Source organism: Streptomyces sp. NPDC094143 (assembly GCF_040303825.1).
Lineage (GTDB): Bacteria > Actinomycetota > Actinomycetes > Streptomycetales > Streptomycetaceae > Streptomyces.
The window spans coordinates 112,666-130,844 of record NZ_JBEOTZ010000013.1 but is presented as its reverse complement, the minus strand read 5'-3'; the positions used below and the strand labels follow the sequence as shown (position 1 = coordinate 130,844).

Here is an 18,179-nt window from a genome sequence, read left to right as displayed (position 1 = left end):
GCATTCCGGTCCGGTGCATGGCAGGACGGTGCCGATCCGGCGCGCGGTCAGTCGGTGCCGGTGCGGCGTGCGGTGCGTCCGGAGACCTGCAGGCGATCGATGGCCCCGGTGACGGGATCCCGGTGGAAACGGCCGCCCGGTTCGACCCGGCCGGTGACCGGATCCACCAGGTCGCAGGACAGGTCCGAATAGCACACCAGCGGGATGGGGTAGTCACCGTCGACGGACAGGGTCGGCGCGCCGTCCCCGTCGAGCTTGACGACGTACTCGATACCACCGTTGCGGTACGACCCGGCGCACTCCGGGAGCGCCACGGCGGGTCCGCGGCGGGTGTCGGCGGCCGCGGCGGTGGGCACGCGAACGCCGGTCAGCCGGGCGACTTCCACGGCCATGTCACGCCACAGGGCGGTGGCCGCGCCGGCGTTGCCGGTGAAGGCGACGACGACGCCGCTGTCGGGGTCCGCCCGCAGGTGGCACGAGGTGCCCTGGGCGTTCCCGTCGTGGCCGCACCACACCCGGCCGTCCTGCCGGAAGAGGGCGAGGCCCAGGCCCCAGCAGTCGGCGAGGGCACCGGGGTCGGCGGCCGGTTCGGGGCGCCGCATCAGGTCGGCGACGGCGGCCGGCAGCCCGGCCGACCTGCCGATCACGGCCCTGCCCAGGGTGACCAGGTCCTCGGCGCTCGCCAGCAGCGCCCCGGCCGGGGCCTCCACCGGGGCGAGGTTCTGGTGGGCCGGGCGTACCAGGCCGGTGGCCGTGTTGAGGGCGTGCCCGCTGGCGACCGGCCGCGCGGGGGTGGCGTCGCCGAGGAAGGCGGGGACGACGCCCAGGGGCTCCAGGACGAGCGCTGCCACTGCTTCCTGCCAGGTCATGCCCGTCACCTCGGACAGGACGCGGCCGGCGGCGACGTAGCCGGCGTTGGAGTACGAGAAGCCGGTGCCCGGCGGGAACAGGGTGTTGCGGGCGGTGCAGAGCTCGGAGAGGTACCGGGAGGCGGTGGTGCCGACGGCGCTGTCGGAGTCGGGTCCGGTGGGCAGACCGGCGGTGTGACTCAGCAGGTGACGCATCGTCACTTCGGGTATCTCCCCCGATAACTCGGGCAGCAAGTCGCTGACGGGATCGTCCAGGTCCAGGTCTCCGTCGTCGGCGAGGAGCAGGACGGCCGCGGCCGTGGCGGCTTTGGTGACCGATCCCAGAGGGACGGCCGTCTCCGCGGTGAACGGGGTGTTCGCCAGGGCGTCGGCCGTGCCGGTGTGCGCGCTGAGGACATCGCTGCCTGTGTGCACGGCCAGTTGGGCGCCGGGCACACGGTGGACGCGCGCGAGGGAGTCGAGGCGGCTGCTCAACTCCTGGTGCAAGGAGGTCGACGGCCGGTGTGCGGCCGGAGCGGCGGTCGGGTAGGGCATGGGGAGGTGACTCCTGGTGAGAGCGGGTGTGCAGAAGGGGGCGCGGCCGGCCCGCGGGTGAGCGGTGCGGGGCGTGCGCGTCGACGCGCTACGGCCGGGTGACGGCGATCGGCAGGTGACGTACGCCGACGATGACGGCCGGGTTCTGGTACGTGACGTCGTCGTACGAGGGCACCGCGACGGAGGGGAAACGTTCCATCATCATCTGCAGGGCGATGCGGGCTTCCAGCCGGGCCAGTGGGGCGCCGAAACAGAAGTGGATGCCATGGCCGAACGTCAGGTGGGGGTTGGGGTCGCGGGCCACGTCGAAGTCATCCGGCGAGGTGAAGCGGGAGGGGTCACGGTTGGCGGCCCCCAGGTGCACCATCACCAGCGTGTCGGCCGGGATCTCGTGACCGCCGAGCGCCACCGGCCGGGTGGTGCGCCGGCCCAGTTCGGGGAAGGGCGGCAGCCAGCGCAGGACTTCCTCGACGGCGTCCGGCACCCGGTCCGGATCCTTCCGCAGTGCGGTGAGTGTGCCGGGGTGCCGGTCGAAGGTGACGATGGCGTTGCCGAGCAGCGCGGTGGTGGTGATGTGCCCGGCGACCAGCAACAGGGCGACGAACCCGACGATCTCCTGGTCCGCCAGTCGCGCTCCGTCCACCTCGGCCGCGAGGAGACTGCTCGTCAGGTCGTCACCGGGGTGGGCGCGGCGGTGCCGGATGTGGTCCAGTACGTAGCCGTTCATCTCGCGCACGGTCGGGGCGATGGCCTCCAGCGCACGTTCCAGGTCGGCCATGTCCAGGCTGTCGCCGAGCTGGTCACCGCCGAAGAGGGTCGCGGCCCAATTCTGGAACAGCCGGTGGTCCTCGGCGGGGATACCGAGGAGTTCGGCGATCACGATGATCGGCAGGGGGTAGGCGAGGGTGTCGACCAGGTCGAAGCGGTCGCGGTCGGCGACACCGTCGAACAGCCGCGTGCAGATGGCCTCGATGCGCGGTGCGAGGCCGTGGACCACGCGCGGAGTGAAGGCCTGGCTCACCAGGGTGCGGAGCTTGCGGTGTTCCGGCGGGTCCATGCCGACGAAGTTGCCCTGCGTGAAGACCTCGAAGTCCTCCTGGGTGGGGGCGATGGGCGTCATGTCGGAGGAGTACGTCGCCGGGTCGGACAGGACCGACGAGACGCCCTGGTGGTCCACGATGTGCCACTGTCGCCGCTCTTCGTCGTACGTCACGGGGCCCGCGTCACGTAAGGACCGCCATCGCTCGGGTAACGCGTCAAGAGGCGATTCGGCCCCGGTCAGTTGTGTGCTTGTCACCGTTTCTCCTTGGATGAGGACGCGCGTGCCCGGCGGTGGACCACGGACGGTGCGCGGTGGCGGACCGCGGGCAGCGGTGGCCGTCACGGAGTCGGCCATCGGGGTGCGGCGCTGCGGGGCGGTCCCTCCGCACCGGTGGCCGGTGCGCGGCTCAGCCGGGCCGCCCCTCCGAGGGGGACCGGTTTGTCCACCGCTCGGGGAATGCCGGCCCGGGTGTCAGCGGAACTGAGGGCGGAACAGGGGCGGTGGGGCGGCGGTTCCGAGCGGTCCGGACGCCCGCCGAGCGGCGGACAGGCCCGCACGTGCGCAGCCTGGCAATACGCGCCCAGGGCACCTAGCAGACACCACCACGTCCCCCCCGTTGCTTCTCCGCCCAGCAACCCTGCGCGGAACTCCCCTGTTCCTACGATTCACGTGCCAAGAACGCGCTCCGACACGATTCATCCCGGCCGAGTGCGCTCACAGTTTTCACGTTGGGTCACAGGATGGCAACCCCCTGAGATCAAAGGGGAGATGACCGTTCGGCAGCCCACCAAAGAGGGCGTGTATCCCGCCGTTTCACACTCAAACCCAGGATCTGAACGGGAAAGCGGGCGCCCCGGGGGACCGCCGCGGCCGTCGTCCCGGCCGCACGGCCACCCGCCTGCCGATTCGTCAAGTGGGCCGTCGGTGGGGGCGTTGCCGCAACGTTCCCGAGAAGTGCGACAAGGCGGCCTTCGAGAGCCCGGAACTGCGGCGCCGCCCTGTCCCAGCCCTCGCCCTCCTTTTTGAGCCATCTCTTCCGATGCCAGCGACACACCCCCCGGAACTGCTCAAGACCTGCTGAAGCAGCGCTCGACGATGCTGCGAGTCCCGTGCTGCTCAGGTGGTGGCCGGCGGCCGTCCGCCGGCCGATCCACGGTCCGATCAGCCGGGAACTCCCAGGCGGGAACAGGGGTGCCGCTCTCGATCACCCGCATGCGACGAGGGAGTAACGGACCCCCGCCAGGTGCGGTTTCGGCCGGAGCACCACGGGATGGCGCTCTTGCGTGCGTCTCCAGGATCATGCGCACGACCGCCGGGCCTCGCACCGGGACGATCGATTCCGTGCCATGGCCAGAAACGAGCCGTGGACCACCAGGGTGCCGACCGGCCTGACCGCCCGACTGCCGGTCGAGCTGGTCCGGCCAGCCGCATGCTCGTGTCACGTTGTCATGGGCCCGGCCACCCGTTCGGTGTGTTCCAGCCGCACGGGCATCCATGGGCAGGGTACGTAGCAGGAGAGGCACGGCGATATCAGGCCATCGTTTCGACGGTGGCGGTAAGCCGTTCAAGTACACGCCCGCGGAAGGCGGGGGGCAAAGACGACCGGTGAGCGGCATGTTCGCGGCCGTCCATCTGGATTACCGTCTGCCGAAGATCGGCGCCGACTGCCAGCCGTAGCTGGCGGAGGTGAACCGGGCATCGGTTGGGGCGGCGCGCACGCCGCGGTACCGGCTGACGAGCCAGGCGTCGACGGGCTCGTCGTAGGCGAGCGGGAATTGATCACGCACTCGTGTGTAGTGCGCGTAGGGGTCCTGTTCGAAACCGGGTGACAGCAGGCTGGACTGCCGCGGCGCGGACCGGGCGGGCGGGCGGGCCGGGGGCGTCGAGCGGGACGGGCAGACGGTGGTAGCGACTGGTGGTGCGCCTGTGCCCCTGCGCCGAGGCCGCCATGGTTTCGCGACGACGGTGATGAGCGCCGCGGTGTGGTCGGTGCCGGGCCTGTATCCCGGAGGGCCGGACGATCGGGCAAGGGAATGCCGTCACCGTTGCGGCCTCACAGGTCGCTCCGGACTTGGCGCCCGATCCGGCAGGGACGGCACTCCATCGACCAGGGATGGCCGCGCAGCAGGAGCGGGAGGCAGCGGCGAGCGGCTGGACCCCGCCGCCGGTCAGGCCATGGTGACCACGACCGCCGCGGTTCCCTGCCCCGGCTAGGATTGCGCGAGTGACGGCAACAACCACTGACATCGAGAAGGCGGCCGGCGTGCTGGTTGCCGGCGGCCTGGTGGCCCTGCCGACCGAAACCGTCTACGGACTGGGCGCCAACGCCGAGGACCCTACCGCCGTCTCGCGTATTTTCCAGGTCAAGGGACGTCCACCCTCCCACCCTCTGATCGTCCATATCGGCGGCGCGGAGCAGCTGGACACCTGGGTCGAAGATGTGCCGGTGACGGCGCGCCTGCTGGCGGAACACTTCTGGCCGGGGCCGCTCACTCTGGTCCTGCGGCGCGGTCCTCGCGTGCCTCGGGAAGCGACCGGTGGCCTGGAGACGGTGGCCGTGCGTGTGCCCGACCACCCCGTGGCACTGGCGCTGCTGTCCGCTTTCGGCGGCGGTGTCACGGCCCCGTCCGCCAACCGCTTCGGCTCGGTCAGCCCCACCACGGCGGACCATGTCCGTGCCGAGCTGGGTGATGCTGTCGACTTCGTGCTGGACGGCGGGCCATGTGAGGTCGGCGTCGAGTCGACCATCGTCGACGTCACCGGCGGGATGCCGAGCATCCTGCGTCCTGGCGGGGTGACGCGTGAGGACCTCGAAGCGGTCCTCGGAGGCTCCCTCGCGGTTCCGGCGACCAGCCGGATCCGGGTGCCGGGCCAGCATCCATCGCACTACGCCCCGCGTGCACAGGTCGTCCTCGTCGAGCCGGAGAAGGTCGTTTCCGAAGCAGAGACGGCCCAGGAGGCGGGACACCGGGTGGGCGTGTTTCTGCCCGCCGCCTTCGCCGACGCCGCGGTGAAGGCGCAGGCGGTGGTGGCGGTGCCCGGCTCGATGGCCGCCTACGCGCGTGGGCTCTACGGATTTCTGCGCGAGTTCGACGAACAGGGCTGCGATCTCATCATCGCCTCACTGCCGGTGGAAGACGGGCTGGGACTGGCGATCGCGAACCGGCTCCGCCGCGCCGCAGGGCCCCGGCCCACCCTATGACCAGCACCGGTACCGTGCCCTCACTGCTCCCGGACGCGGAAGCCCGGCGTGACGGGCTCTTCTCAGGGCCGAGGACATCACGTCGGGGACGTCAGGACGCGGCGCAGGTTTCCGCCTCGCGGCCGCGAGAGGCGACGAGCTGTGCACTGCCGTCGGCCGGCCGGTAGGACAGTCCCACCACACCGAGACGGCCGGAGGCCACCCGCTCGGCCAGGACGCGGGAGCGTTCCGGCAGCAGGTGCACGGTGTGCTCGACATGGGCGGCCAGGATCTCCTCGGCCTGGTTGCGCCCGGCTGCGCGGGCAGTGAGCACGCTGGGGGTCACCCGTTCGGCCACGTCACGGACGAAGCCGCCGGGAAGCACGCCACCATCGGTTGCGGCGCAGGCGGCTGCGATGGCTCCGCAGGAGTCGTGGCCGAGCACGACGACGAGCGGGGCGTCGAGCACGCTTACGCCGTACTCGATGGACCCGAGGACCTCTGCGCCGGCGACATGTCCCGCGGTGCGCACCACGAACAGGTCACCCAGACCGCGGTCGAAGATGATTTCGGCGGCCAGCCGGGAGTCGGAGCACCCGAACAGCACGGCGAAGGGCTGCTGGGACGGTGCGGCTTCGGTGCGGCGCGTTGCGTCCTGGTTCGGGTGCTCAGGGGCGCCGACAACGAAACGCTGGTCACCGGCCATGAGCAGCTCGAAGGCGTCTCGGGGCGTCGGGGTCTGCGTCTCGGTCATGGCGACAGCCCACGAGCCGGCACCAGCCGTCACACCGCCCGGCCGGACCGGAGCTCATCAGATCGGCCCGAACCGACGGCTGGGGCAGCAGCCCAAGGCGCCGGGTGAGGGTGGCGATGGCCCACACCGCACAGCCACTGATCCGGAGTTCTTCGTTCGTCGTCCACACTCCCTGTCAGGCACGGCCCACACGGTCGGCCGAACGACGCGGACCGGCCGGGTTCACGCAGCTGGGCGAGGCGCGAAAGACGCACGGCGGGCTTCCGGCTGGACCAGACGCTGGGCGGAGCATGTCAGTGGGCCGGTTGAGGGGCATTGATGGTGCTCGCAACACCGTCGGGCCACCCGATCTGTCGGCACGTCGGGCCGAGGTGCCGAGTGACCGTGGTAGCCCGAGACATGGCAACGGGTGCCTCGTCACCTCGACGGAGCACCCTGCCCCTGACCACCACGAGCCAGGCGGACGCAGAACAGGCTCGGCCAAGCCTCCGGCTATTCGTAGAGTCGCACCTGCGCGACCGGCGCCGCCCTGACCGCATCGAGTTCATCCCCGACCCGGTCTGCTGGACGGAAGTCCCCGACAGCCGTAGCGTCCTGGCCCGCCGGTGCTCTCGCCGCCGGCCCTGCTTCTGGGCGAGCTGGGTCTGCCCGCTACCGCCGCCAGTCGCCAAAGCGTGGATGGGTCAAATGTGCGCCCGCGAGATGAGATTTCAAAGGAACATGCAGAGAGATTCTTTGCCGCAATGAGCAAGGTACGGTTCTTCACCGCACACGAGCCGCTGCGGCGTGCTACTGTCGATCTCAGTTGCAGTTGTGGTTCCCGAAACTTCAAGTGCTGTCCAGCGACTTTGTCGCCGGGAGCACTTTTGTATTTCCGGTCTTTTTCCGGGCGGGGTGATCAACGCGGCGACACGGGGTCCGCACGGTGCGGATCCCGATGCACTGCCCCAAAAAAGATTTGACATGGCTGCTGGTACCGTGAAGTGGTTCAACGCGGAAAAGGGCTTCGGCTTCATCGAGCAGGACGGTGGCGGCGCCGATGTTTTCGCCCACTACTCGAACATCGCCGCCCAGGGCTTTCGCGAGCTGCTGGAGGGCCAGAAGGTGACCTTCGACATCGCACAGGGCCAGAAGGGCCCGACGGCCGAGAACATCGTTCTCGCCTGACGCTGACTGTCGCTTACTTGCAGCTGGGGCCCGCATCCCTCGGGGTGCGGGCCCCAGCTGCATGCGTTTCACCTGGGCAGGGCTACCAGGAAATCCCTGGACTTATCGCACACAGAACACTTTGCAGGGTGCAGACGCACACCCTTCATAGCCACATCGCAGTGGACGCATTTCGAACACTGAGCCCGCCTCGCGCCACTCGTTTCAGCCCATGCGCCTGCGCGTATTTCCGTCGGCCAGTTTCGCTGCCGCGTTTCACCGGCTCATTTTTGCGATTCTCCGTGCCGCTCATTGGCGCGAGGGTTCCTTGATATGTGCCGCATCGAGGAAGGTTCCGCATGGATCGCACACGCGCGAACGACCGCTTCAACCGTTCCCGTAACGGCAGTGCCGAATCCGCAAAGGGCGGCGGCCGATTCGGTTCGTCGGCCCCGAGCCGGTCCGGCGCTCCGAGCCGTTCCGGTGGCCACGGCCGTCGACCCGCCGCGGCTCAGGGGGAGTTCGCCCTTCCCGAGACGATCGCCCCCGCGCTTCCCGTCGTGGCGGGTTTCGCCGATCTCGACATGCCCCGGGAACTGCTGGCCGAACTCAGCAACCGGGACATGACCGCACCGTTCCCGATCCAGGCGGCGACCCTGCCGAACTCCCTCGCCGGCCGTGACGTGCTCGGTCGCGGGCGTACCGGCTCCGGCAAGACCCTCGCTCTCGGGCTGGCGCTGCTGGCCCGCACAGCCGGTCAGCGCGCCGAGCCCCGGCAGCTCGGGCTGATCCTCGTACCGACGCGCGAGCTGGCGCAGCAGGTCACCGACGCGCTCGCGCCATACGACGTCGACCCGCCGGCCGACCACAAGGACTACCTCCACCGCGGCGGCCGCACGGCCCGGGCCGGCGAGTCCGGCAGCGTCGTCACCCTGGTCACCCCAAACCAGCGCCGCGGCATGGCCCGCCTCATGGCAACGGTCGGCATCGTCCCGCAGACCACCCGGATCCGCACCGGCGAAGAGGCCCTGCACCACATCACCGGCGCCCAGACCCCGACCGGCATCCCGGTCGTCATCACCACACCGGTGGTCGAAGGTCCCAAGAAGCGCGGCGCCGCCTACCGCGGCCGGCGCCGCCCCACATCGGCGACCCGGCCCGCCCTCGCACGCCGATCCACCGCCGGTGCGTCCGCATAGAACCCTCGTGATCGGGATCCCGCCCATCTGCACAGGAGGCACCCTTTGACACCGGTCCAGTTACCGACCCGCACCGCGAGTGCCGACTACCCCGCACACAGCACGGTGGCCGACATCATGGACGCGGCCGGGCCGCAGGTCTGGTACGACATGACCATCGAGGTGGCACTGTCCGTCATGGCCGCTGCCCGGGCGGAGCACCTGGTCGTCTGCGACGAAGATGCCCGCTGCTTGGGCCTGGTCACCCAGGTCCAGCTCACCGCCGTCCGGGACGGCTCCGGATACACCGACCGGATCCGCCTGGGTGACATCACCGACGGCAACCGGCCCTTGGTCTCACCCTTGGCCACGAGGGCCGAAGCCGAAAACGCAATGGCCTACGCGCAGCTCGGACCCGTGCCCGTCGTCGACGAACACGGCAGCGCCTTGGGCGTTCTCCTGCTGAACCGCTGCACAACGGTCGGCCCCGCCACCTCTTCCGCCTGTGAGGCATCATGCGCTGTGTCATCGCCCGCTTCCCGTTCGACCTGACCAAGAGCGGCGTGCTGGAATCGATGAAGGGCATCAAGCCCGAGCCGGTCACCGGCGAATTTGTGATCATCGGACGGCGCCACTACCCCGTCAAGCAGGTCGGCCAGGTCATCACCCGCCAGGACCGCCGCGACTTCAGCACCGGCGAGGTCCTGAGGGCCATGGCACAACTCGGCTTCACCTGCCGCTCCCTCCCCGCGGCCGTGCCCGCACCCGTCGAAAGCCCGTTGCAGCGGGCTTCCGCACTGCTCGGCACTCCCCTGGTCTGACCGGCGCGCGCCGACAGCGCAACAGCGGTGAGAGCCCGTCTGGTGTGCGCCGGACGGACCGTGCCGCATTCCCCGGCCGGTAGGCGAATGGGGCGACAGCGCCCTCAGTGTCCCCACACGCAGTTCCCAGAGCCGTCGGCCATGGACCGGTGCCCACCGTCCATCGCCCGCACCGGCGTACGCGCCACCAGTACGCCTCGATCGGCTGGGGGGGAGGCGCGGAACACCTCCAGGAGACGGGGCCTACCGTTCAAGCCACCGGCCTTCGAACTGCCGGCTGAACGGATGCGGCCCAGAAGACGAGGACCCTCAGCCGCACGGGGCACAGCCCTGGGGCCGCAGACAGCATGCGGGAACCTGCCATCTGACGGACATCCATCCTGCAGCCCCGTACCGGCAAGGCCGTCTCGCCGGTGTTGCCTACGCCCATGGACCCCATCAGGGACAGCGCTCAGGCCATAGGCGTCGGCCGTACGGTCCGGGTCATCATCCGGGAAGGTTCGCTCCCCTCATGTCGCCGCAGAGGCCTCCGCGAGGTCAGCGCCGGTATCGGCGTCCCGAACGGGTCTGTCGAGGCCGTGCCAGTCCAGGCACATGACGGTGGCATCGTCCTCCAGGTGGCCTAGATTGGCATCGACCACTGCCGCGATGAGGGTGCGGGCGGCTTCGCGGGGGTGGAGCGTGCGGGTGCTGACGATCAGCCCGTGCAGGTCGACGGTTCCGGCGCTGCGCTCCAGCATGCCGTCCGTCAGCATCACGAACCGGTCACCCGGTTGCAGGCCCAATCGCTGGACCCGGTAGGTGTGCGGTACCTGGAAGCCGAAGGGCATGTCGATCTTCAGGGTGACCTGCCGCACTCTCCCGTTCCGCAGCACCAGCGGCCACGGGTGCCCGGCGTTGATGAACTCGGTCCCGCCGTCGACCAGGTTGATGCGCAGCATCTGCCCGGTCACGTAGCCCTGGTTGTGCTCGCGCATGGCCTCGTCGGCCTGGCGCGCCTGCTCGGCGAGGTCGGCCCCCGCCCGCCTGGCCCGGCGGAGAGCGCCTACGGCGAGGGTGGCCAGGAGCGCGGCGTCGACGTCGTGTCCCATGGCGTCGGTGACGGAGAGCTGAACCGTGTCCCGGTCGATCGTGTAGTCGAAGGTGTCGCCCCCGACGTGGTCGGCGGGCTCCAGCGCCCCGGCCACGGCGAACTGCGCCGCCTCGCACGCCAGGGACGCCGGCAGCAGTCGGTGCTGGATCTCCGCCGCCAGACTCAGCGGGCTGGTGCGGCGGCCCCACTGGTACACGTCGGTGAAGGACCGGTTCGCGATGACGATGTAGGCAAGAGCGTGCGCGCTCTCGCCGATCTCCCGCATCACCGCTGCGTCCGGCTGCGCGGGCAGGAACAGCTCCAGGAGCCCGATGGCGTCCCCCCGGTTCGTCACCGGGGCGACCACCCGCACCCACCTGGCATCCCCCCTCTCTTCCACCCGCGGCTGCTGGGTGCGGATCACGTCGTCATACAGGGTGCCCCCCAGCTTGATTCGCCGGGCGGGGTCATCGGTTACGACGCTTCCCGCAGACCCCAGCCGCACCACTGAGCCGCCGGTGAAGTCGGTGAGCAGGAAGGAAACCGAGACGGCCCCGAGACGCTCCTTCAGCATGCGCGCAACGACGTCCAGCGATTCCACAGGGGCCGCAGTCTCCGCGGCTGCCAGCACCTCCGCCAGGGTCATCGGCTCCCGCACCCTCCCGCTCCCGGCAGGACGGCTCACCGGCTTGCCGTCGGGGGGTGAGTCACCTCCGCTCACTCCGGCTCCCTGCTACTCGATGGTGCTCCGGACCCCCCAGGGTAAGGGGTCGCTCCGGACCAGGGGCCGGCAGTCCGGCTCTGCCAGGAAGCGGGGCCAACCTGAGTGCTCACAAGATCGTCAAGCCTCAGCCCGTCTGCACGGCGCCGACCGAATTGAAGTGCGCCTACAGGACGATCATGTCCCTCGACCCCGCCGGCACGGGCCAGGCCCGCTGGACCATGCGCTGCAAGACCGCGCTGAACGCCCTCGGCATCGCCTTCGACGACCGGCTCTCAGGCACCCGCCGGTGACCCCGCCACCTCGGTTGCACCGTTCCTTTGACGAACCCCTCGCTCCGCAGCGTGGTGGCCATCGGCGGTGCCTCCACGGCGGCAAGGCTCTCACGGGCCGCGGCGGCGACCGCGTCGGCGGTGAGCCCGAACTGCTCGTACAGCACGGTGCGGACCGAGCTGGCGCCGTAGCGCTACCGCTGACCGCGCCACGCGTGACCCACGTTGTCAGACGATCCGTGATTGCTGCCGCAGCGGGCTGCTTGCCCGGTGCAGGCTTCGGAGTGCTTGTCCGTAGGAGGCGAGGAGCGAGGTCTGAAGGTAGGCCACACCCAGTTCGTCGCAGTAACGGTGCACGAGGAGCTGTGCCTTGCGCAGATTCGGCGACGGCATGCTCGGGAACAGGTGGTGCTCGATCTGATAGTTCAGTCCGCCCAGCACTACGTCTGTGCACCAGTTTCCGCGCACGTTGCGGGAAGTGAGGACCTGCCGGCGCAGGAAGTCGGGCCGGTCAGCGCCGGTGAGCGTCGGCATTCCCTTGTGGTTCGGGGCGAAGATGGCTCCCAGGTAGACGCCGAACAGGCACTGGTGCACGAGGAGGAACACCACGGCCTTTCCCGGGGACAACACGAGGAACAGCGCGCCGAGGTACAGGACGAAGTGGGCGACGAGGAGGGTTCCCTCGATCCGGCGCTGCTTGAGGGAGCGGTCCGCCAGCGCACGCATCCCCGCGACGTGCAGGTTGAAGCCCTCCAGGGTCAGCAGCGGGAAGAACAGATACGCCTGCACCCTGCCGAGCAGGCGGGGCAGGCCGGTGGCCTTGCGGGCCTGGGCCTGACTCCAGACCAGGATGTCGGGGGCCACGTCGGGGTCGAGTTCCTCGTGGTTGGGGTTGGCGTGGTGGCGGGAGTGCTTGTCCTGCCACCAGCCGTACCCCATCCCGATCCCCACGTTGGCGGCGAGCCGCCCCATCAGCGCGCTTGAGCGGCTGCGCCGGAACACCTGACGGTGACCGATGTCGTGCGCAACGAGCGCGACCTGTCCGAACACCGCAGCGAGGAACACGGCGGTGAGCAGCGTCCACCAACTGTCGCCGATCGTCACGAAGGTCAGCCAGCCCACCGCGTAGGCCGCGGTCACCAGCGTCATGCGCAGGCCGTAGTAGAAGGGGCGACGCCGCATCAGTCCGGCGTCCATGACCTGCTTGGACAGACGCGAGAAGTCACTGCCTGCGCGGCGTTCCCGAGTCGGTGCGGCGGTGTCGCTCGCGCGCTGCGTCGTGTCTGCGGTCATCGTCGATCCTGTCGTTCGCGAACGGAGCGGGGACAGGACGTCGTCGAAGGGACGACGGGGGGTCGGCATGATGCCTCATTTCCCGGTGCCGGCCCGCACCACGGACGACGTCACAACGGCACGTCGCACACGGAATCGGGTCGGGGCGGTAGGGGGGATTGGATCTGTCACGCCACTGCGGGGACGCATCCAGCGGATCGGTTCCACACGGTGCTGGCAGCACTTGGTTCAGCGCGCGTACAAATCTGGCGCGGACACCAGTACTTGCCCGGAAGGACCGGGAAGTGCAGCCATGAGCCTGGGTATCCAGACTTCAGAGTACACAAGGCGGTATAAAGGCCCGGTGTGGCCCGAACTCGGCCGCGTCCCTGCCCGACGTCGCTCTCTTTCGCCCCGGGCGCCAGCCTGCCCGGCAGACCGGGCCGCCCGCAGAGCCGGATCAGTCGTGGGGCGGCAGGTCGATCTGGTCGCGCAGATGGGCCAGTCCGGAGGTTCCCCCGGTGCCGGGCTGGTCGCCGATCATCCGTTCGACCAGAAGCAGGTGTCGGGTCTGCCAGCGGATCACGGCCGACCGCAGCGCCCACACCGCGTCAGCCAATGGCGACTCGTGGGCGTGAACGGCATCAGCCGGCGGGCCGGGGAGGTCCGGCGCGGTGATGTGGTGGAACAGTTGGGCGAACTGGCTGGACTGGGCTCCGCTGGCGTTGTCGAGCAGAGGGCGGAAAGAAGCGAAGCTGTCGGGATGGAGGTGGTCCAGCAGTGCCAGATGGTGCTCGAGGATGTCCACGACAGCGGTGACCCGGCGCAACGCCGTGGCGGCTTTGATGTCCTTGCCCGCGTCCGCGTGTTCGGTTGCGCGTTTCAGGTCCACCAGTGCCTGACTGGCGAGGACTTCAGCGGACTGATGCACGGTGATGAAGAAGTGCTCGTCCGCCCACTGTGAGCGCTGCTCACTCGGGGTGCGGGGCTGCTGCAGGTCGAGGAGATCGGGAAGTCGCAGGTAACAGGCGTAGGGCGTCTCCATGGACGCGATGATGACGGGCCACGGCCGTCTGCGTTCGTGTCGCCGCCGGACGTTCACCCGCGCCACCCGTCCGGCCCCCTTTGCCGGGGAGCGCTGCGGGGGAGCCTAGCTGCGCACCGGGATCGAGCGCCGGCCGGAAGATTGTGCAGGGAGCAGGATGAGCGAGTCACGTGCCGATCGGCAACGCCGTGCCACCGTGTGGCTGACCGTTGTCCATCCACCCCGTTCAGGTCAGCCGATGTCCCCCGGGTGGCCGTCGGCCCTCACCACGACGTGGCGGAAGCCGGATCCGGCCGGGCGGGGTCCGGCCGGATCACGGGTCGCCGTGGGTGGTCGCGTCACCGCCGCGCGGCTGTGCTGCCGCGTACTCACCGCCGGCACGCAGACGACGGCCGGTGGTCAGCGGCTGCCTGGTGGACGCCACGTCTGCGGGCCCGCCACCGTCACGCCGGGCCAGGTCGGCGGACTGCCTGTCAGCGGGGGGTCCGCCCGCCACCGGCCTGACGGCGCGGGCGAAGGGAGCGTGCCATGGACCTGACGGCAGTACGTGAGGTGGTCGACGGGCGGAGTGCCTTGCCCTGGCGGCAGGGAGACGCATGGCTCGCCGGCGGTACGGCCCTGTTCGGCGCACCCCAGCCCGGGCTGCGGCGGCTGCGCGACCTGACCACCCTTGACTGGCCGCCGTTGACCGTGACGGAGGCCGGGCTCGAGGTGGCGGCCACCTGCACCATCACCGAGCTGTTGTCCTTCGGCGAGACGCCCGGCGCGCCGTGGCCGTCGGGGCGAGCCCTCATCACCGACTGCTGCCGGGCGTTCTCATCGTCCTTCAAGGTGTGGAACACCGCGACGGTGGGCGGCAACCTCTGCGCCGCCCTGCCGGCCGGCCCCATGATCTCCATGGCTGCAGCGTTGGACGGCACCTGCCGGGTGCGCGGCCTGGACGGGACAGAACGTGCCGTTCCAGTCCGGGACTTCATCACAGGGAACGGGTCCACACTGCTGCGGCCGGGTGACCTGCTGCGTTCGCTCATGCTGCCCGCAGGCGCCCTCGCCGCGTCCAGTGTGATGCACAGAGTCGCCACCCATGAGTGGGGCAGGTCGGTGGCCCTGGTCACCGGTGTCCGAGGCTGGCCGGAGGGGCGACTGACTGTCACGGTCACCGCCGCCACGACCCGGCCGGTGACCGTCTCGTTCACAGGCACACCCTCCCCCGGCGAGCTGCGGGGCCGCCTGGCGTCGGCGCTCCCCCGCTCCCTCCTTTTGGACGATGCCCACGGGTGGCCCCGTTGGCGTCGGCACCTGGTCGTGCAGTTGGCTGAAGAGGTCCGCAGCACCCTGGCGGAGGGAAGGTGACCCGGATGCCGTTCACGGTGTGTATCAACGGCCGGGCCAGCGAGCGGCCACCCCGGGCGGGACAGTGTCTGCGCACCTACCTGCGTGAGCAGGGTTGGACGGGGGTGAAGAAAGGCTGCGACAGCGGTGACTGCGGGGCGTGCACCGTGCATGTGGACGGCATGGCCGTGCACAGCTGTCTGTATCCCGCCCACCGCGCCGACGGCCGCACGGTGACCACCGTCGAGGGCCTGAGCACGGACGGCTCCCTGCATCCTGTTCAGGAGGCATTCGCGAGGGCCCAGGGGTTTCAGTGCGGTTACTGCACACCGGGATTCATCATGACCACCGTCGCGCTGAGCGGGTTTCAGCTGGACGACCTGCCGCAGGCGCTGAAAGGGAACCTGTGCCGCTGCACCGGCTACCAGTCGATCAGCCGCGCGGTGAGAGCCACATGCCCGCTGGGATCGGCCTCGTCCGTCCCTCCGGGTCATCCCGGATCCACGGATCGGGCGACGCGCGATGTCGTGACCGGCGCCGCGCGTTTCACCCTCGACGAACCCGAGCCGGAGGGAACGCTGCATCTGGCGCTGGTGCGCTCCCCGCACCGGCACGCCCGCATCCTGGACATCGACACGCGTGCGGCGCTCGCCGTGCCCGGCGTGCGCGCCGTCCTCACCCACCGGGACGCTCCGGTGACCCGTTTCTCCACGGCACTGCACGAGCGGACCGAGGACGACCCGCCCGACCTGCGGGTCCTTGACGATGTGGTGCGCCACGTCGGTCAGCGTGTCGCCGCCGTCATCGCCGACCACCCCGCACCGGCCGAGGAAGCCGGCCGTCTGGTCCGCGTCACCTACCAGGTGCTTCCCGCCGTCGGCACTGCCGAGGAAGCGATGCGCCCCGGTGCCGTGCGGGTGGGTGACGGACCGAACGTGATCGCCCGCCTGCACCGGTCCACGGGGGACGTCGACCGCGGGCTGGCCGAAGCCGACGTCGTTTACGACCACACCTTCACGACCCAGCGAGTCCAGCACACCGCTCTGGAATGCCACGCCTCCCGGGCATGGACGGATGGCGAGGGACGGCTGCGAGTCCACACCTCCACCCAAGCCCCGCATCTGGTGCGCAGACGCCTGTGCGACATCTTCGGCCTCGACCCGCAGCACGTGCGGGTCACCGCAGGCCGCGTCGGTGGTGCGTTCGGCGGCAAGCAGGAAGTCCTGACCGAAGACATCACCGCCCTGGCCTGCCTCCACACCGGGCGCCCGGTGCAGCTGGAACTGTCGCGTACCGAGGAACTCACCGCCACCACCACACGGCATCCCTTCACCACCAGGGTCACGCTCGGTGCCCGCCGTGACGGCACGCTCACAGCGATGCGGATCCGCGTGACCGCCGACACCGGCGCCTACGGCAATCACGGCCCCGGCGTGCTGGAGACCGGCTGCGCGGAGGGACTGGCTCCCTACCGGTGCGAGAACACGGCGGTGGAGGCCTTCAGCGTGCGCACCCACAACGTCCCCTCCGGGGCGTTCCGCGGGTACGGCGCCGCACAGGTCGTCTTCGCCGTGGAATCCGCTCTGGACGACATCGCCCACCGTCTCGGCCTGGACCCGCTGACCATGCGGGAACAGGTCTGCCTGCGCCCCGCGGACACAGCGGCTTTTCCCGGCGCGGGCGGACAGCACGCCCTCATGGGAAGCGCCCTGCACGACGTACTTCACGCCCTGCGGCAGGCACGGGCGGACCGACACCTCGATCACGAGCGGCCTGCCGCGCACGGGTACCGCGTCGGTGAGGGCCTGGCGATCGCCGCCCACCACAGCGTGCCGGCCGACGGCCACCTCGCCCAGGCCAAGGCATCACTGGCCGCCGACGGCTGCTACGACCTGACGACCGGAGCTCCGGAGTTCGGATCCTGCGCCGGCACCGCCCTGCGCAAGATCGCCGCCGGGATCCTGGGAACCAGCCCGGCACGCATCCGCTTGCACCAGGCCGACACCGACCTCCTCGAGCACGACAGTGGAGGCTTCGCCTCGACCGCCATGGCGCTCACCGGACAGGCCGTCACCCGCGCCTGCCGAGAACTCACCAGGCTCCTCATCACCACCGCAGCCGCCTTCACCACCACCCCGTCCAAGGACTGCCGCCTGGCCGAAGACACCGTTCACTGCGCCGGGGCGAGCGTGCCCTTCACCGACCTTCACCGCTACGCCCAGTCGGCCGGCCTGTGTCTGCAAGCCGACGCCACGGCCGCGGCGGACGACGCGGAGCTGTCCCTGTCCGTCAGCGCCCAGTGGTTCCGCATCCGAGTGGACACCGACACCGGCATCATCAGCGTCCTCGACAGCGTGCACATCGCCGACGCCGGGCACATCGTCCACACCGAACAAAGCCGCTCCCAGATCGAAGGAGCCGTCGTCCAAGGCCTCGGCTGCACCCTCCGCGAAGAACTGACCACGGACCCCGACGGCCACATCACCACGCCTGACCTGCGCACCTACACCATCCCTCACTTCGGCGACTTCCCTCCCACCCAGGTCCAGCTGATCGACCACGACCCCACAACGGCCCCCAGGCCCCTCGCCGAACTGGCCATCAACCCCATCGCCCCGGCGCTCGCCAACGCCGTGCGGGACGCCCTCGGCATCCGCGTGCACACCCTGCCCCTGCGCCCGGACTCCCTCTGGTCCGCCCTCGCCTCGGCTTCGGGCGAAAGCCGGACGGGCGCCCGCCGCGCGAGGCAGGACTCGATCGGCCGAGGAAGCGAGCCGTCATGAACCCTCGCTTCATCAGCCGCCGCGGCTTCCTCAACTCCACCGCCGGCCGAGGCGCCGTCCAGCCGATCGTGCTCGGCCCCGGCGCCGGACTCGGGCAAGGACGGTGGCTCATCCGCGCGTGGTCCGCGTCCCTGGCCGATGGGCTCGGTTCGGTGGG

General features: G+C 70.2%; 13 protein-coding genes and 2 pseudogenes. 8 read left to right on the top strand and 7 right to left on the bottom strand.

Translation table 11 applies throughout. From position 1 onward, the window contains the following. Positions 1 to 47: 47 nt before the first annotated feature. The 3 genes from ABTZ58_RS18945 to ABTZ58_RS18935 all read right to left on the bottom strand — a co-directional run bounded on the left by ABTZ58_RS18945 (position 48) and on the right by ABTZ58_RS18935 (position 4,232). Positions 48 to 1,403: a serine hydrolase domain-containing protein gene (locus ABTZ58_RS18945; RefSeq protein ID WP_351357562.1), complete on the bottom strand. Its 1,356-nt coding sequence runs from the start codon at positions 1,401 to 1,403 to the stop codon at positions 48 to 50. An 88-nt stretch (positions 1,404 to 1,491) separates the two neighbouring features. Then, a complete protein-coding gene (locus ABTZ58_RS18940; RefSeq protein ID WP_351357559.1) occupies positions 1,492 to 2,616 on the bottom strand; it encodes a cytochrome P450 in 1,125 nt (374 codons plus the stop codon). 1,466 nt (positions 2,617 to 4,082) lie between these two features. Next, complete coding sequence (locus ABTZ58_RS18935; protein ID WP_351357556.1) at positions 4,083 to 4,232, bottom strand: hypothetical protein; 150 nt, start codon at positions 4,230 to 4,232, stop codon at positions 4,083 to 4,085. Positions 4,233 to 4,669: 437 nt separating this feature from the next. Here ABTZ58_RS18935 and ABTZ58_RS18930 point away from each other — a divergent pair, with 437 nt between their 5' ends. Next, the gene (locus tag ABTZ58_RS18930) at positions 4,670 to 5,647 is read left to right on the top strand and encodes an L-threonylcarbamoyladenylate synthase (RefSeq protein ID WP_351357554.1); all 978 of its coding nucleotides are present in this window, start codon (positions 4,670 to 4,672) and stop codon (positions 5,645 to 5,647) included. Positions 5,648 to 5,738: 91 nt separating this feature from the next. Here ABTZ58_RS18930 and ABTZ58_RS18925 read toward each other — a convergent pair whose 3' ends face one another. Continuing rightward, positions 5,739 to 6,380, bottom strand: a complete 642-nt coding sequence (locus ABTZ58_RS18925) for a carbonic anhydrase (RefSeq protein WP_351357551.1) — start codon at positions 6,378 to 6,380, stop codon at positions 5,739 to 5,741. A 963-nt stretch (positions 6,381 to 7,343) separates the two neighbouring features. Here ABTZ58_RS18925 and ABTZ58_RS18920 point away from each other — a divergent pair. The 4 genes and pseudogenes from ABTZ58_RS18920 (at position 7,344) to ABTZ58_RS18905 (ending at position 9,525) form a co-directional block, all read left to right on the top strand. Then, positions 7,344 to 7,547: a cold-shock protein gene (locus tag ABTZ58_RS18920; protein ID WP_014145516.1), complete on the top strand. Its 204-nt coding sequence runs from the start codon at positions 7,344 to 7,346 to the stop codon at positions 7,545 to 7,547. A 338-nt stretch (positions 7,548 to 7,885) separates the two neighbouring features. After that, entirely contained in the window at positions 7,886 to 8,725 is an 840-nt protein-coding gene (locus tag ABTZ58_RS18915; RefSeq protein WP_351357547.1) for a DEAD/DEAH box helicase, read from the top strand. Between the two features lie 45 nt (positions 8,726 to 8,770). Beyond that, a pseudogene (locus tag ABTZ58_RS18910) lies at positions 8,771 to 9,175 on the top strand (CBS domain-containing protein); the annotation flags it as partial. Between the two features lie 44 nt (positions 9,176 to 9,219). Beyond that, positions 9,220 to 9,525, top strand: coding sequence for an SCO5918 family protein (locus tag ABTZ58_RS18905; RefSeq protein WP_351357544.1), 306 nt, complete (start codon positions 9,220 to 9,222; stop codon positions 9,523 to 9,525). Between the two features lie 509 nt (positions 9,526 to 10,034). Here the strand turns inward: ABTZ58_RS18905 and ABTZ58_RS18900 are convergent. Further along, entirely contained in the window at positions 10,035 to 11,243 is a 1,209-nt protein-coding gene (locus ABTZ58_RS18900) for a PP2C family protein-serine/threonine phosphatase (protein ID WP_351357541.1), read from the bottom strand. Positions 11,244 to 11,473: 230 nt separating this feature from the next. Here ABTZ58_RS18900 and ABTZ58_RS40225 point away from each other — a divergent pair. Next, a pseudogene (locus tag ABTZ58_RS40225) lies at positions 11,474 to 11,611 on the top strand (IS256 family transposase); the annotation flags it as partial. Positions 11,612 to 11,818: 207 nt separating this feature from the next. Here the strand turns inward: ABTZ58_RS40225 and ABTZ58_RS18895 are convergent. Both ABTZ58_RS18895 and ABTZ58_RS18890 read right to left on the bottom strand, forming a co-directional pair. Further along, positions 11,819 to 12,883, bottom strand: a complete 1,065-nt coding sequence (locus ABTZ58_RS18895) for a fatty acid desaturase family protein (protein WP_351357538.1) — start codon at positions 12,881 to 12,883, stop codon at positions 11,819 to 11,821. 439 nt (positions 12,884 to 13,322) lie between these two features. Next, the gene (locus tag ABTZ58_RS18890) at positions 13,323 to 13,907 is read right to left on the bottom strand and encodes a tryptophan 2,3-dioxygenase family protein (RefSeq protein WP_351357535.1); all 585 of its coding nucleotides are present in this window, start codon (positions 13,905 to 13,907) and stop codon (positions 13,323 to 13,325) included. 528 nt (positions 13,908 to 14,435) lie between these two features. Between ABTZ58_RS18890 and ABTZ58_RS18885 the strand changes: the two genes are divergently transcribed. After that, positions 14,436 to 15,260 carry an FAD binding domain-containing protein gene (locus tag ABTZ58_RS18885; protein ID WP_351357532.1) on the top strand — a complete coding sequence of 275 codons (825 nt, stop codon included), beginning with the start codon at positions 14,436 to 14,438 and terminating at the stop codon, positions 15,258 to 15,260. A gap of 5 nt (positions 15,261 to 15,265) precedes the next feature. After that, positions 15,266 to 18,022 carry a molybdopterin-dependent oxidoreductase gene (locus tag ABTZ58_RS18880; protein ID WP_351357529.1) on the top strand — a complete coding sequence of 919 codons (2,757 nt, stop codon included), beginning with the start codon at positions 15,266 to 15,268 and terminating at the stop codon, positions 18,020 to 18,022. Positions 18,023 to 18,179 lie beyond the last annotated feature (157 nt).